15 protein-coding genes are annotated in these 14,954 nt (G+C 66.4%); 10 read left to right on the forward strand and 5 right to left on the reverse strand.

The features are described from left to right. Positions 1-45: 45 nt before the first annotated feature. Genes ACWV14_RS35050 through ACWV14_RS35065 form a run of 4 tightly spaced genes read right to left on the reverse strand, consistent with a single transcriptional unit; the run spans position 46 to position 3,587 of the window. Positions 46-798: a LamB/YcsF family protein gene (locus ACWV14_RS35050; protein ID WP_454908432.1), complete on the reverse strand. Its 753-nt coding sequence runs from the start codon at positions 796-798 to the stop codon at positions 46-48. Positions 799-847: 49 nt separating this feature from the next. Then, entirely contained in the window at positions 848-1,861 is a 1,014-nt protein-coding gene (locus ACWV14_RS35055; protein ID WP_454908433.1) for a 5-oxoprolinase subunit C family protein, read from the reverse strand. Then, positions 1,858-2,622, reverse strand: coding sequence for a 5-oxoprolinase subunit PxpB (gene pxpB, locus ACWV14_RS35060; protein ID WP_455342745.1), 765 nt, complete (start codon positions 2,620-2,622; stop codon positions 1,858-1,860). The genes ACWV14_RS35055 and pxpB overlap by 4 nt, the downstream gene beginning before the upstream one ends. A gap of 35 nt (positions 2,623-2,657) precedes the next feature. After that, positions 2,658-3,587, reverse strand: coding sequence for a LysR family transcriptional regulator (locus ACWV14_RS35065; RefSeq protein WP_454908435.1), 930 nt, complete (start codon positions 3,585-3,587; stop codon positions 2,658-2,660). A gap of 169 nt (positions 3,588-3,756) precedes the next feature. Here ACWV14_RS35065 and ACWV14_RS35070 point away from each other — a divergent pair, with 169 nt between their 5' ends. From ACWV14_RS35070 to ACWV14_RS35100, 7 genes are all read left to right on the forward strand, one after another. Next, the gene (locus tag ACWV14_RS35070) at positions 3,757-4,545 is read left to right on the forward strand and encodes a putative hydro-lyase (RefSeq protein ID WP_454908436.1); all 789 of its coding nucleotides are present in this window, start codon (positions 3,757-3,759) and stop codon (positions 4,543-4,545) included. A 56-nt stretch (positions 4,546-4,601) separates the two neighbouring features. Continuing rightward, positions 4,602-5,849 carry an ABC transporter substrate-binding protein gene (locus ACWV14_RS35075; RefSeq protein WP_454908437.1) on the forward strand — a complete coding sequence of 416 codons (1,248 nt, stop codon included), beginning with the start codon at positions 4,602-4,604 and terminating at the stop codon, positions 5,847-5,849. Then, positions 5,846-6,724: a branched-chain amino acid ABC transporter permease gene (locus ACWV14_RS35080; RefSeq protein ID WP_454908438.1), complete on the forward strand. Its 879-nt coding sequence runs from the start codon at positions 5,846-5,848 to the stop codon at positions 6,722-6,724. The genes ACWV14_RS35075 and ACWV14_RS35080 overlap by 4 nt, the downstream gene beginning before the upstream one ends. Beyond that, positions 6,724-7,749, forward strand: a complete 1,026-nt coding sequence (locus ACWV14_RS35085) for a branched-chain amino acid ABC transporter permease (RefSeq protein ID WP_454908439.1) — start codon at positions 6,724-6,726, stop codon at positions 7,747-7,749. Before ACWV14_RS35080 ends, ACWV14_RS35085 begins: the two co-directional genes overlap by 1 nt. Next, on the forward strand, positions 7,746-8,477 hold the full coding sequence (locus tag ACWV14_RS35090; protein ID WP_454908440.1) for an ABC transporter ATP-binding protein: 732 nt from the start codon (positions 7,746-7,748) through the stop codon (positions 8,475-8,477). Before ACWV14_RS35085 ends, ACWV14_RS35090 begins: the two co-directional genes overlap by 4 nt. Continuing rightward, positions 8,467-9,174 (forward strand): ATP-binding cassette domain-containing protein, encoded by a 708-nt coding sequence (locus tag ACWV14_RS35095; protein WP_435439671.1) that lies wholly within the window; start codon positions 8,467-8,469, stop codon positions 9,172-9,174. Before ACWV14_RS35090 ends, ACWV14_RS35095 begins: the two co-directional genes overlap by 11 nt. Before the next feature lie 369 nt (positions 9,175-9,543). Further along, complete coding sequence (locus ACWV14_RS35100) at positions 9,544-11,070, forward strand: diguanylate cyclase (RefSeq protein ID WP_454908441.1); 1,527 nt, start codon at positions 9,544-9,546, stop codon at positions 11,068-11,070. Positions 11,071-11,085: 15 nt separating this feature from the next. On the opposite strand, the gene ACWV14_RS35105 is transcribed toward ACWV14_RS35100, so the two are convergent. Then, on the reverse strand, positions 11,086-11,892 hold the full coding sequence (locus ACWV14_RS35105) for an IclR family transcriptional regulator (RefSeq protein WP_454908442.1): 807 nt from the start codon (positions 11,890-11,892) through the stop codon (positions 11,086-11,088). Positions 11,893-12,023: 131 nt separating this feature from the next. On the opposite strand from ACWV14_RS35105, the gene ACWV14_RS35110 reads away from it, so the two are divergent. From ACWV14_RS35110 to ACWV14_RS35120, 3 genes are read left to right on the forward strand one after another with little or no spacing between them, the layout of a single operon-like run. Beyond that, positions 12,024-13,010, forward strand: coding sequence for a Bug family tripartite tricarboxylate transporter substrate binding protein (locus ACWV14_RS35110; RefSeq protein WP_454908443.1), 987 nt, complete (start codon positions 12,024-12,026; stop codon positions 13,008-13,010). Positions 13,011-13,016: 6 nt separating this feature from the next. Continuing rightward, on the forward strand, positions 13,017-13,937 hold the full coding sequence (locus ACWV14_RS35115) for an amidohydrolase family protein (RefSeq protein WP_454908444.1): 921 nt from the start codon (positions 13,017-13,019) through the stop codon (positions 13,935-13,937). Continuing rightward, positions 13,934-14,920, forward strand: coding sequence for a Bug family tripartite tricarboxylate transporter substrate binding protein (locus tag ACWV14_RS35120; protein WP_454908445.1), 987 nt, complete (start codon positions 13,934-13,936; stop codon positions 14,918-14,920). The genes ACWV14_RS35115 and ACWV14_RS35120 overlap by 4 nt, the downstream gene beginning before the upstream one ends. Positions 14,921-14,954: the final 34 nt, after the last annotated feature.

The following is a 14,954-nucleotide window of genomic DNA, read 5'->3' on the forward strand; positions in this document are numbered from 1 at the left end:
TGATTTATTTTGATGCTGAGCGACATGGAAATCGATCGATGAAAGTCAGGTCCGCTCGATGGCAATGCCGTCGGCCAGCAGCGCCGCACGGATTCGCCGCGCGAACACGACGGCGCCGGGCTGGTCGCCATGAAGGCAAAGGGTGTCGGCGGTCACCGGCACGTCCACGCCGTTCACGGAGCGAACGACGCCTTCGAGCACCATGCGCCGGACCTGTGCGATGGCCTGCTCGACGTCCTCGATCATCGCGCCCGGCTGCGAGCGCGGTGTCAGCGTGCCGTCGTCCTGGTAGCTGCGGTCTGCGAAGACTTCGGAACATACCGCCAGGCCCTTGTCGCGCGCGGCCTGGGCCATGTTCCTGTTCGCCACGAACAGCTGCAGCGTCGGATCGAAATCGAACACCGCCTGCGCCACCGCTTCGGCGAGCGCCGGCTGCCGAACCGTCATGTTGTAGAGAGCGCCGTGGGTCTTGACGTGGTGCAGAGATGCGCCCTGGGACCGTGCAAAGCCCTGCAGCGCGCCGACCTGGTAGATCACCAGCGCATAGACCTCGGCCGGGGACATGTCCATCGCGCGCCGTCCGAAGCCCTGGCGGTCCGGCAGGCCGGGATGGGCGCCCAGTGCCACACTATTGGCAAGGGCCGCCCGCACGGTCTTCAGCATGGTGTCGGGGTCGCTCGCATGAAAGCCACAGGCAATGTTCGCGGAGGTCACGTGCGGGAGGATCTCGAGGTCCTGCCCCATGACCCAGGGGCCGAAGCTCTCGCCCATGTCGCAGTTGATGTCGATCGATGGCATGGCTGTGTTCCTTGTTCCTTGTGAGTGGGGCGTGCGGTTCGATGCGGGCTCAGGCGAGCGCATGCGCGGCCATCTCCCGCACCTGCGCCAGCCGGTCTTCGAGATCGAGCCACGCCTGCTCTGCCGCCTGCTGGGTCACCGGCGTGAAGCGGATGGACGCGCCCGGAAGCGCCTGAGCCAGGCGCGGCAGATCGGCGCTCGCGACATAGGCGATCTTGGGATAGCCGCCCGCGCTCTGGCGGTCGGCCATCAGCACGATCGGCTGGCCGTCGGGCGGCACTTGCACCGTGCCGAAACTCGTGGCCTCCGAAATCATCTCCAGTGGCTGCGTGAGTTGCAGGCCGGGGCCTTCGAGCCGGTAGCCCATGCGGTTGGATCGCGACGAGATCGCGAAGGGCTGGCTGACAAAACGCTCTCTTGCCTCGGGGGTAAAGGCATTCCACTGCGGCCCCGGGATGAAGCGAACGCCATCGGGCGATCCGTCCGGCAGTTCGGTGCCGATGCGCGCTGCCGCCACGAAAGGCAGGCCGCTCTGCACCAGGATGCGCTCGAGCACCAGCGTGGGCGCATCCGGCTCCGATGGAGCGAGCGGCACCCGGTCGTTCTTGCACAGCGCCCGCCCCTCGTGGCCTCCGAAGTTGCCGGGCAGATACGTGCTTCGACTGCCGAGCACGGGCGTCGTCGCGAAGCCGCCGCGTACCGCCAGGTACATACGGGCGCCGCTGCTGCGCTCGCCTAAAGCCAGCGTCACGCCGCGGCGCAGCAGCACGGCGCAGCCCATGGGAACAGGCCGGTCCCCCGCAGTGATGCGGACCTGCGCACCGCAGACAGCCAGCAGCGTGTCCCGGGTGAATTGAACGGCGGGGCCGGTCAGCGTGCATTCGAGCACGGCCGCATCGTCGGCGTTGCCGACCAGCATGTTGGCAACCCGGTGCGACCACTCGTCCATGGCGCCAGTCACCGGAACACCATGGTGCTGGTGGCCCAGGCGCCCCCGGTCCTGCACCACGGAGAACATGCCCGGCTGCAGAACCAGCATGTGCGCAAACGAGCTCCTGGTCATGACCGGGGCTCCTGCATCTGCGCGAATTGCGAAGGCGTGATCGGACGGAAGCGCACCCGGGCGCCGGGCTGCATCCGCGTCGGCGGGGTCTTCGTCACATCGAACATGCTCCACGGGGTACGGGCGATCACGTTCCAGCCGCCAGGCAGCGCCGTCTGGTAGATCGACGTGATGCCGTTGGCAATGGCGACCGACCCTGCCTCCACGAGCAGGCGCGGCGTCGTGCGGCGCGGAACTTTCAGCCGGGGATCGACCGGACCGAAGAACGGGTTGCCCGGAGAGAAGAAGTAGACGTAGAGCGACATCGGCGTCGCGGAATGCAGACTGACGACTTCGTCGGCCGTCAGGCCGCAGCGCTTGGCCACATCCTCCAGGTCGGGACCGTATTCGCCGCCGTAGCAGGCGGGAATGTCGATCACCTGGTCGTTCACCGGCAGCGTGGGAATGTCTCGGCCCAGCAGCCGCTCGATGCGCCGTGCCAGCTGCGCGGACGCCGCCCCCTGGCTTCGCGCGAATGCGAGCGGCTGATAGTGCAAGGCCACGGTCGTGAACGCGGGCACCACATCGAACACGCCAGGCAGGCTCGCCGATGACAGGTACGCAGCGACGTTCTGCACCGTGCGACTGGTCTCGGCGCCAACCTGATCGCCCAGGCGCACCAGGAGGCATCGATCGCCCACCGGTTCGATTTGCCAGCCCGTGAGACGGTGCGCAAGCCCGCTGGCCCGAACGGGAGGATTCGTCGGCATCGCATCTTGCATGTTGGTTGAAGGTACTTTCAAGTTTGGTATGCCAGTCAGCCGAGGTGCTGCACCCACTGGGTGCCGCAACGCCTGCAATACGCCTTGCACGCCTGCCGCGCGATGTCGGCGGTGCGCAGCACGATGGGTGTCGCATTGGGCTGGTGCGAGAGCGCCACACCCAGCGAGGGCGGTGCGGGCAACGGCAGCACCACGAGTTCGCCGCGCTCGATGTGTTCCCTGACCAGCAAGCCGGGGATGATGCCCACACCGACGCCTTCTCTCACCAGCGACACCAACGCCGCCAGCGACGGTGAACCGGAGATGCGCAGCTCGCCTTGCGCCATGCCCTGGCGCGCCGCAAGCTGCTGCGCGAGATTGACCGCGGCGATGTGCGGTGTCGTGCCGCGCACCTGCGTCAGCAACTGGTGCGAGAGTGTCTTGCGCAGTGCGTCGCGCTTGGGGATGAGCCCGCGCCTGGCGATCCAGTGGATCGGCAGCGACATCAGGTCTTCCATGACCGAATAACTGCTGCCGACCTCGTTGCTCACCCGCAGGATGAAGTCCAGGGTGCCCCGCATCAACTGTTCGGCAAGGTCGACCGTGAGGTCGACCGTGAGATCGACTTCCACCTGGGGCAGTTGGGTTCGCATCGCTTTCATGAAGTCGGGCAGCCAGGTGTGCACGGCCGTCTCGAGCACGCCGACGCGGATGCGCCCGCCTATCACGCTGCCGCTTGCCGCGGCAGCCTGGATGGCGCGCGTTGCCTCGAGCACACCTTCGGCATGGCGCAGCAGGCGCGCGCCGTCCGGAGTGATGCGCATGGTCTTGTGGTCGTAGTCGAACAGCGTGACGCCCAGTTCCTCCTCGAGACTGCGCACACGCATCGAGATGGTCCCGGGCGTGGCATTGAGGTGCTCCGCCACGCGGCGCACGCTGCAGATGCGGGCCAGCATCACGAAGGTCTCGATGAATTTGGTGTTCACTTGCTCCTGATCCAGTGCGCGGGCGCACTACGTTGCAGCTTCATTCCCCGGCGTGGGGCATGCGCTGTTCAATTTGTCTGAACAGTGCCCGCGCAAATTCCTCGATGGACGCGGTGCACAGCGATTCCTACAGTAAGCAAATTCCTTGCTCACTTCCCTCGAGAACCCGATGAACTCCACGATCTGGATGCATCCCGCCCATCTGCGCCGCGAGATCCGGGAAGGCCGCTTCAGGGGCCCGACCGCAGGCCACAGCCCCGGCTACACACAGGGCAACCTGGCGATCCTGCCGCGCGAATTCGCCGAGGAGTTCCTGCGCTTTTGCCGCCTCAATCCGAAGGCCTGCCCGGTGATCGGCGTCAGCGAGCCCGGCGACTGGCGAGTGCCCGAGCTTGGCGAGGTAGACCTGCGCACCGATGTGCCGGCGTACTGCGTGTTCCGCGACGGCGAGCCGGCCGGCGAAGTGCTCGACCTGCGCGAACTGTGGAACGCCGACATGGTCGGCTTCGTCATCGGATGCTCGATGTCCTTCGAAGAAGCCTTGCTGGAGGCCGGACTGCCGATACGCCATATCGAGCAGGCCACCACTGTGCCGATGTACGACACCCACATCGCCAACGTCCCCAGCGGCCGCTTCGGCGGCACGATGGTCGTGAGCATGCGGCCGATGACGCCGCAGCAGGCGATTCGGGCGATCCAGATCACATCGCGCTTTCCTGGCGTGCACGGCGCGCCGGTGCATTTCGGCGACCCGGCGGCCATCGGCATCCGGGACATCGACCAGCCCGACTACGGCGAGCGCTCCGAGATCCGAGCCGGCGAAGTGCCGGTGTTCTGGGCCTGCGGCGTGACACCGCAACGCGCAATTCGCACAGCGCGCCCGAAACTTGCAATCACCCACAAGCCTGGGCAGATGCTGGTCTCGGACATCCGCAACAGCCACCTCGCGGTTTTCTGACCCTTCCATCGCCCTCACGCTTCCCGATCCACCTCTGAAGTACCGGAGATTCATTCATGAAACGCAGACAGGCCCTCATTGGCATCGCCGGCACCGTGGCATTGAACGGCGCCTTCACCCAGGCCCTGGCCCAGAAAGGCGAGATCGTCATCGGCGTGATCTACCCGTTGACCGGGTCCAGCGCGCAGGTCGGCGTGGACAGCAAGCACGCAATCGACACCGCACTTGAAATCATCAACACCGCCAGCACGCTCGACCTGCCGGGCGCCAGGAATGCCGGCCTTGCAGGCCTGGGGAACGCAAAGGTGCGGGTGGTCTACGCCGACCACCAGGGCGACCCGCAAAAGGGCCGCTCCGAGGCAGAACGCCTGATCACGCAGGAAAACGTCTGCACCATCGTGGGTGCATTCCACTCGGCCGTCTCCGCCACGGTGAGCGCCACCTGCGAGCGCTACGAGGTGCCCTATCTCTGTGCCGACTCGTCGTCCCCGAGCCTGAGCCGGCGCGGCCTGAAGTACTTCTTTCGTACCTCGGCGCATGACGAGATGTTCAGCGAGGCCATGTTCGACTTCATGGACGCGATGAAGGCCAAGGGCAAGCCGATCGGCAGCGTCGGCATCTTCTACGAAGACACCATCTTCGGCACCGACTCGTCCGCCGTGCAGCGCAAGCTGGCCAGCGAGCGGGGCTACAAGATCGCCTGCGACATCAAGTACCGCGCCAACTCGCCCTCGCTGAGCGCCGAGGCGCAGCAGATCAAGACGGCCAACCCCGACGTCCTGCTGCCCTCCAGCTACACCAGCGACGCGATCCTGCTGACCAATGCGATGGCGTCGATCGGCTACAAGCCGAAGAACCTCGTGACGCAAGCGGCCGGCTATATCGAGAAACCCACGCTCGAATCGGTGGGCGACAAGCTCCAGGGCATGATCTCGCGCGCGAGCTTCTCCGCTGACATGGGCGACAAGCGGCCGTCGGCCAAGGCCGTGAACGACATGTTCAAGGCGCGCGCCGGACGCGACCTCAACGACCAGACCTCGCGGGTGTTCACCGCGATGATGGTGCTGGCGGAGGCCATAGACCGCGCGAAATCGGTCGAGCCGAAGAAGATCCGCGAAGCGCTGGTCGCCACCGACATTCCCGGCGAGAAGACCATCATGCCGTGGAAGCGCGTGAAGTTCGACGCCACGGGCCAGAACACATTTGCCAGCCCCGTGCTGATCCAGTTCAAGGCAGGCAAGTTCTCGACGGTGTTTCCGTTCGAAGTCGCAACCGCGACGCCGGTCTGGCCGATGAACCCATGACCGCCGCCGCCCTGCCGCAGATCCTGGCCACCGGCTTGCTGATGGGGCTGATCTACGCCCTCATCGCCGCCGGGCTCTCGCTCATCTTCGGGCTGATGGACGTGGTGAACTTCGCCCACGGCGAGTTCCTCATGCTCGCCATGTACGCCACCTTCGGCTTCGCGGTGTTCGCGCACCTCGATCCAGTGCTCGCGCTGCCGCTGGTGGCGGCTGTCATGTTCATCGTCGGCGCGAGTGTCTATGCGGGCGTGGTGCGGCATGCGATGCGCTCCAAGGTCAACACGGGCATGGTCCAGATCTTTTCCACCTTCGGCCTGGCGACGCTGATCCAGGGCGGTGCGCAGTTCTTCTTCACGCCGGACTTCCGCAATGTCGACCACACCTGGCTCAGCGCGAAGACGCTCGACCTGGGCGGCATCTTCCTGCCCTGGCCGCAGATCTTCGGCGGGCTCATCTCGCTGGTCGCCTTCGGTGGCCTGTACCTGATGATGACGCGCACCGACTTCGGCCGGGCGCTGGAGGCCACGCGCGAGGACAAGGGCGCGGTCGCGCTGGTCGGCATCGACAGCAACCGCGTGTTCGCGCTCGGCTGGGGCCTGGGCGCGGCGCTGGTCGGCGTGGCAGGCGCGGTGCTCGCGACCTCGTACGCCATTCACCCCCAGGTGGGCGCCGGCTTTGCGACCATCGCCTACATCACCGTCGCGCTCGGCGGCTTCGGCAGCGTGTTCGGCGCGCTCGTCGCGGGCATCGTCGTCGGGCTGGTCGAGGCCCTCACCGCCAACATCCTGCCGCCGGCCATGAAATCGATGGGCATCTACGCGCTCTATCTGGTCGTCATCTTTCTTCGCCCGCAGGGGCTGTTCGGGAAGCTTTGATGACCATTCCATCTTCCCCTGCGGCCGTGCCGTCTTCCTTGCTGGCCGGCGTTACCCGGCATCGGCGCCGCCAGCTCATCGAGGCGGTGGTGGTGTTCGCACTCATCGCGCTGCTTCCCCTGCTGGTGAAGAACGCCTACCTGCGCAACGTGATCGTGCTGACGCTGATGTACGCCGCCCTCGCCCAGAGCTGGAACATCCTCGGCGGCTACTGCGGCCAGATCTCGCTCGGCCACGCGCTGTACTTCGGCGTGGGCGCGTATGCGGTCAGCAAGCTCTATGTGAGCTACGGCGTACTGCCCTGGTTCGGCATGCTCGCCGGTGGCGGGCTGGCGGTGTTGCTGGCCCTGGCGCTCGGCTACGGCACTTTTCGGCTGAAGGGCCACTACTTCTCGATTGCGACCCTGGTGATCGCCGAGATGGGGCTGCTGATCGTGCACAACTGGGACTGGCTCGGCGGCGCCACAGGCATCCAGTGGCCGTTCGGCCCTGACAGCTGGGCCACGCTGCAGTTTGCGCGCGACAAGACGCCCTACATCTTCTTCGCGCTCGGGCTGCTCGCCGTGACCTGGCTGCTGACCTTCTTCATCGAAGGCTCGAAATGGGGCTACTGGTGGCGCGCCGTGAAGGACCATCCCGAAGCCGCCGAAAGCCTCGGCGTGACCGTGTTCCGATCCAAGATGGCGGCCGCAGCGCTGTCGGCCTTCTTCACCGCGATCGGCGGCGGCTTCTATGCGGCTTTCGTGTCCTACGTCGATCCCGACAGCGTGATGCACTTCCGGTTCTCGCTGCTGATGGTGCTGCCCGTGGTGCTCGGCGGCATCGGCACGCTGTGGGGCCCGATCCTCGGCGCTGCGATCCTCGTGCCGCTGTCGGAGTTCACGCGCAGCTACGTCGGCGGCTCCGGCGGCGGCCTCGACCTGATGCTGTACGGAGGCCTCGTCATGGCGGTGGCGCTGCTCAAGCCCGAAGGGCTGATCAGGCTGTTCGCCAGGAAGACCCGGATCCGGGAGGCCGCACGATGAGCATCGACATTCTTCTGGAGACGATCGACGTCACGCGCCGCTTCGGCGGCCTCGTCGCGAACCGGGACGTGAGCATCCGCGTGCACCGGGGCGAAATCCTCGGGCTGATCGGGCCCAACGGCGCGGGCAAGTCGACCCTGTTCAACCTGATCGCCGGCGCCTATCTGCCGACCTCGGGCAGCATCCGCTTCGACGGCCGCGACATCACCGAACTGCCGGCCACGCGCCGCTGTGCGCTCGGCATTGCGCGTACCTACCAGGTCCCCCGCTCCTTCGATTCCATGACGGTGCTGGAGAACGTGATGGTCGGCGGCTTCGTGCGCCACGCCTCGTCGAAGGCGGCTCGCCTGGCGGCACTGCAGGTGCTCGACTTCACCGGCCTCTCGCGCGCGGCTGGCACCCTCACCGCCGAACTCACGCCGCCCGAGAAGCGCCGCCTGGAGGTTGCGCGGGCGCTGGCCACCGAACCCAAGCTGCTGCTGCTGGACGAAGTGCTCACGGGCCTCACGCCGAGCGAGGCGCAACTGGGCGTCGAACTCATCCGGCGTGTGCGCGACGCGGGTATCACCGTGGTCATGGTCGAGCACGTGATGCAGGTCGTGATGCCGCTGGTCGACCGCGCCATCGTCCTCAACCTGGGCACCGTCCTCGCCAGCGGCAGCCCCGCCGACGTCGTGCGCGACCCGGCGGTGATCTCCGCCTACCTTGGAACACGCCATGCTGCTTGAAGTCAGCGGCCTGACCACAGCCTATGCCGGCATGGTCGCCATCGCCGATATCTCGGTGTCCGTGAACGAGGGCGAGATCGTCGTCGTCGCCGGTGCCAATGGTGCCGGCAAGTCGACCCTGCTCCAGTCGATTGCCGGGCTGGTCAAGACGCAGTCGGGCCAGGTCCGCTTCGCCGGCGAGGCCATCGATGCCCTGCCCGCCCACCAGATCGCCGCGCGCGGGCTGGCGTTCGTTCCCGAAAGCCGGCGGCTGTTTCCGCGCCTGTCGGTGGAAGACAACCTGCGCCTGGGCAGCTACCTGCACCGCAAGAAGGCAGACCGAGATGCACCGCTGGCCCAGGTGTTCACGCTGTTTCCGCGCCTGAAGGAGCGCCTGAAGCAACGGGCGGAGACGCTGTCGGGTGGCGAGCAGCAGATGCTGGCCATCGGCCGCGCCTTGATGACGCGGCCGCGTCTTCTGATGCTGGATGAACCCTCGCAAGGAATCATGCCCAAGCTGGTCGACGAAATCTTCGAGGCCGTCCTGACGATTCGCAAGGCCGGCGTGACCGTGCTTCTGGTCGAGCAGCGTCTGGCGGAAAGCCTGGAGATCGCGGAGCGTGCCTACGTGCTGCAGACAGGCCGGCTGATGCTGTCGGGCAAGGCAGCCGAGGTGCGCGACAACCCCGAAGTACGTCGGGTGTATCTGGGCATGTGACCCTGCGCAGGCCACTCGCTGCTGCCCAGGGGCCAGGAGGCTGAAAGACTGGGCGACGGGCGCGGCAATTTCCGGCATCGGCTGAGGTCATCCAATCCTTGCGCCTGGGCTCGGTGCCTGGGTGCTCATCTGATCAGGTAGTAGATTAGATCAACAACTTGTCTCCGGCATATAAACGCGCGACGGCGCCATCGGGGCGCCGGACTCTCTGGTCAAGCATCGCGCCTGATCGGCTTCGATCTCATGTCCGAAGGCTGCCACCGGAAACTGTGCCAGGGGCCGAGACAGAAGCCGACCTGAATCGAAGGTGGGGAGGACCGCGCATTTCCGCCAAGGTCCTGCACGGCATCCATCGACAAAAAATACGCCATGCCCCCGCGTTCCTGCTCACAGAGACTTGCCACATTGGCAGGTCACCACCCCTTGACCGTCGGTGCACTGGGGACGCTCTTGACATTGGTCGTGCTGTCCATCAGCGCTCTCACGCTGTGGGCGGACCGGGAAACGGCCGTGGAACATGCTCACGGGATGTCAAAGAACGTCGCAGCCGTTCTGGCCAGCAACATCTCGCGGACAGTCGAATCGGCGGATCAATCGCTGCTCATGCTGATCGCCTCGCTGGACAAGCCCATTGTCCGCAGCCTGAGTCCGGAGGTGCGGCACGAATTGCTGTTCGGCTCGACCCTCTCCACCCGATATGTCACCGGCATGGGTGTCACGGACGACAAGGGCCATCTCATCGACGGTTGCTGCTCCGGCACACACCGGTGGGATTTCAGTGACCGTGACTACTTCACCGCGCATCGCGATTCCACGAACGTCGGGCTCTATATATCGGCGGCCTATCAGGCACGCTCGCGCGCAGGCGTCGAAGCCATTGCGCTGAGCCGAAGGATCAACCGCCCGGACGGGACTTTCGGTGGCACCGCGCTCGTCGCCATCGACCTCGAGTACTTCAAGCACTTGCTCGACGACCTGGAAATCGGCCCGCGCGGCGTGGCGGCGATTGTTCGCACAGATGGCACCCTGGTTGCAAGAAACCCCGCTCCGGGCAAGGCACTCCCCCGCGACTTGAATGGGTCGCCGACGTTTCCGCGCATGGTGAGCCGGGAGTCGGGCTTCTACGCGGCGTCCTCGGTCATCGATGGAACAATTCGCCTGTATACCTTCCAGCGCGTACCCGGGACGCCGTTCATCGCCGTGGTGGCCCCGGCCATGGAGGATGCGCTGGCGCCCTGGAAGCGGCTGTCGTGGATCGTCGGCCTGTCGTCGCTGCTGGTCAGCAGTGCCTTCTGCGGTGGCGTGTGGCTCCTCGCGTTTGCGCTGCGAGGTCGGGTGATCGCAGAGCAGCACCTGAGGGAGCTGACCCAGACCGATTCACTCACGGGCCTGAAGAACCGGCGCGCGCTCGACCTGGCGCTGGAGAGCGAATGGGACCGCCTGCAGCGCAGCGACGGTTGCCTGTCCGTACTCTTCGTGGATGCGGACAATTTCAAACGCTACAACGACGAGCATGGGCATGCCCAGGGCGACGTCGCGCTCCAGCATCTCGCAAACTGCATTGCAAGGCACGTGCGGCGACGCGGCGATCTTGCGGCACGGTACGGCGGAGAGGAGTTCATGGTCGTTCTGCCCGATACAGACGAAACAGGGGCCATGCGGGTTGCCGAGGCCATACGCGCCGAAGCCGAGGGCTCCCGCCCCAGCGATGGAGCGCAAGACTTGGCGCCTCTCACCGTGAGTGTCGGTTGCGCCACGACACGGCGATCGAGCTCTTCGTCGCTCGATGCATTGACGAAAGCAGCGGACATCGCGCTCTACCAGGCCAAGCGAAGCGGCAAGAACTGCATCGTCTGGACGTCGGTCGAGGCGACATCCCCGACTCGCACAACGTGATGGAGATGGCGCGGCCTACGGATGCCAGGTCGAGACGACGGCCGGCGTCTGCGCCGTAGGGCTGCCGGCCAATGCATACGACAGTTCGTTCGCCGCCTTCATGATCGTCTTCGCGTGGCCGATGAGCTTGGCCTTCGGCAGACGATCCGCCGGCCCGGAAATGCACACCGACCCGAGCAAGGCCCAGCGCAGGCCGAAGACCGGCGCCGACACCGTCGCCACGTTCTTCTCGCGCTCGCCGATGGAAAAGTGATAGCCCTTCTTGCGGATGTCCTCGTACAGCTTTCCCGGCTCCCCGGAAAACGCAAGGATCACCCGCCCCGGCGACCCCAGCTCCAGGGGAAGCATCGCGCCCATGCGCGCGTGATGGCGGATCGGCTGCGGCCCTTCCACGCGCGCGAGGCAAGTGCGCGAATTGCCTTCGCGCACATAGAACGCCGCGCTCTCGCCCGTGGCCTGCGATAGCGCAAGGAGCATCGGCTCCACCACGTTGTTGGCGTCGAAGCTGGCCTGGTAGCGGGCACCGAGCCAGCCCGCCGCGGGACCGAGCCGCCATTCGCCATCGTCGCGCTGCACCACATAGCCGGACAGCGCCAGCGTGCGAAGCAGCCGCAGGATGGTGGTCTTGTGCATGCCGGTGCGCCGTGTCAGCTCGGCCAGCGAAAGCCGTTCGTCCTGCATTCCGAACGTGTCGAGCAGTTGCAGGGCGCGGGTCACTGCGGTCACGCCGCCTGTCGCCTCGAGATCGGCTTCGCGCGGGGCCTCGATGACTTCAGTCGATCGCTTGGGTCTTGCTGTCCTGGCGTTTTTTGCAATGGGCATTTTGTTTCACTGGATGGTCCATGTTCCACCGAATGGACCACCATTGTATGGAACGAAACGCAAAACCAAAATCGCCGCATGCCCTGGAGCCCAGCTGCCAGGCACCCATCGAACGATTCGGAGACACATACATGCGTACCTCGAGCCACAGCTCCATTTCCCGTCGTGCAGCGCTCGGCGCCGCCCTCCTTCTCACGTGCGGCATGGCACTGGCGCAGGCCTATCCCTCGCGTCCGATCCGCCTGATCGTGCCCTTCCCGCCCGGCGGCGGCACGGACATCATTGCCCGCGAAGTGGCGAACAAGGTTGCGACCTCGGAGGGCTGGACCATCGTCATCGACAACAAGCCGGGCTCCGGCGGCAACATCGGCGTCGATGCCGCGGCCAAGGCCAACCCGGACGGCTATACGCTGGTGCTGGGCCAGACCAGCAACCTCGCGATCAATCCGTCGCTTTACGCAAAGCTGCCGTACGACCCGGTGAAGGACCTGGCGGCGGTGGGCCTTGTCGCGTCGGCGCCCTTGGTCGTGGTGGTGTCCGCCGCATCGCCCTACAAGAAGCTCTCGGACGTGGTCGCCGCCGCCAAGGCCAAGCCGACTTCGCTCAACTATGCGAGCTCGGGCAACGGCACCGTGGCCCACCTGGCCACCGAGCAGTTCCAGAAGGCCGCCGGGGTGCAGTTCACGCACGTCCCGTACAAGGGCGCCTCGCAGGGCCTGACGGACCTCGTCGGCGGCCAGATCCAGATGTACATCTCGTCGGTGCCGACACTGATCGCCCAGATCAAGAGCGGCCAGCTGCGCGCGCTGGCGGTGACCTCGCTGCAACGCAACAGCGACCTGCCCGACGTGCCCACCGTTGCCGAGTCGGGCTACAAGGACTTCGAGGCCGTGACGTGGTTCGGCGTCGCCGGCCCCGCCGCCATGCCGAAGGACGCCATCGCCAAGCTGAACGCTGCCTTCAACAAGGCCCTGGCGACGGAAGATGTGAAGAAGAAGCTGGTCGCGCAAGGCGCGGAAGTGATGACCGGCACGCCCGAGAAGTTCGCATCGCTGATCCGTACCGACGGCGTGCGCTGGAGCGCGATCGTGAAGTCGTCCGGCGCCAAGATGGACTGACTTCGCATGGCCGCGATTGATGCTTCGTGCGCGGATGCGCTCGTCGCTCCGTTCTCCGCGGGGCGCGGCCGCACCCCTGTCGACGTACCGCCCGATGCCTGCGACTGCCATGTGCATCTGTACGACGCGCGCTACCCGGCGGCGCCCGGCGCCACGCTGAGGCCACCGGACGCCAGCGCGGCAGACTACCGCCGGCTGCAGCGGCGCACGGGAACGCAGCGGGTCGTGTTCGTGACCCCTTCGACATACGGCATCGACAACGGGCCACTGTGCGATGCACTTGCAGCCTTCGGACCGCAAGCGCGCGGCGTGGCCGTGGTCGACGAACGGGTAAGCGATTCCGAACTGGAGACGTTGCACGCCCGCGGGGTGCGTGGCATTCGCCTGAATCTGTCGCTGGGTGTCGTGAATTCCGCCCCGCAGATCGCGCCGCTCGCACGTCGTATTGCGCCACTGGGCTGGCATCTGCAGCTGCTTGCACCCGCGCACACCTGGAGTGACCTCGCCGGCGTGCTGAGCGAGCTGCCGGTACCGGTCGTGTTCGACCATTTCGGCCGGCTCGCGCCCGCCATGGCCGGCAGGCACGCGTCGCATGCGCTGATCCTTCGCCTGCTCGAGGAGCGCCGCGCCTGGGTCAAGCTGTCCGGCGCCTACATCGTCAGCGAGCGGGGCGCGCCGCGGTACGAGGACGTGGCCGCACTGGCGCGCGGCTTCCTGGAAGCCGCACCGGACTGCGTGCTCTGGGGCAGCGACTGGCCGCACGCATCCGCCAGCGCCGGCCACCAGGCCATGCCGGACGACGCACAGCTGATGGCGCTGCTTGCCGACTGGACCGGCACACGGCAAGCGCTGCGCCGCGTGCTCGTCGACAACCCGGTCGCGCTCTACGGCTTCGACCGCCCCACTACATCTCAGGAGACTCCATGACCCGCATTCATCGGCGCCGGTTCGTCGCGCTGGGCCTGGCCGCGCTTGCCGTCGCGTCATTCCCCGTTTTCGCCCAAGGCCAGTGGCCCACCGGCAAGCCCATCACCTGGGTGGTGCCGTACCCGCCGGGCGGCACCACCGACATCCTCGGGCGTGCCATCGCGCTGCGATTGGGCACCTCCCTGGGCGCCACGGTGATCGTCGACAACAAGGCAGGCGCCACGGGCACGATCGGCTCCGCCTTCGTCGCGCGTGCCGCACCCGATGGCTACACGCTGCTGGGCACATCGATCGGCCCGCAGGCGATCGTGCCCAATCTGCTGCCGAAGATGCAGTACGACCCGGTCAAGGCCTTCGCGCAGGTGTCGCTCATCGGGACCATCCCGCACGTGCTGATCGTCGGTGCCAACCAGCCGTTCCGGACGGTCGCGGACCTTGTCGCGCAAGCGAAGGCGCGCCCCGATGAGCTCTCCTTCGCCTCCGGCGGCAACGGCACGGTGCTGCAGATGCAGGGCGAACTGCTGCGGCTGCAGACGGGCGCGAAGCTGACGCACGTTCCCTACAAGGGCGACACGCCGGCCATCCAGGACGTCCTGGCAGGCCATGCGACCTTCATGTTCGCGCCGGTGGCGGCCGCGCTGCCGCACATCCAGAGCGGTCAGCTCAAGGCGTTGGCCGTTACTTCGGCGGCACGCCTGAAGGCCTTGCCCGATGTGCCGACCATGGGGCAAGCCGGCTTCAAGGACTTCGTGGTGGAGCAGTGGCAGGCCGTGTATGCCCCGGCCGGCACACCCGCGCCGGTGGTCCAGCGCCTGCACGACGAAATCGTGCGGCAGCTGAAGGACCCCGAGGTCGTCGCGATGGCCGACAAGCTCGGCGTCACGCTGGTGGGAAGCACGCCGCAGCAACTCGCCGACACCCAGAAAGCCGACCTGTCCAAGTGGGCCAAGGTCATCAAGGACGCCGGCGTCAAGCCCGACTGAACTTCATTCCATTCCTCTTCCTTTCCTGAAAGTA

Source organism: Variovorax durovernensis, from assembly GCF_977011995.1.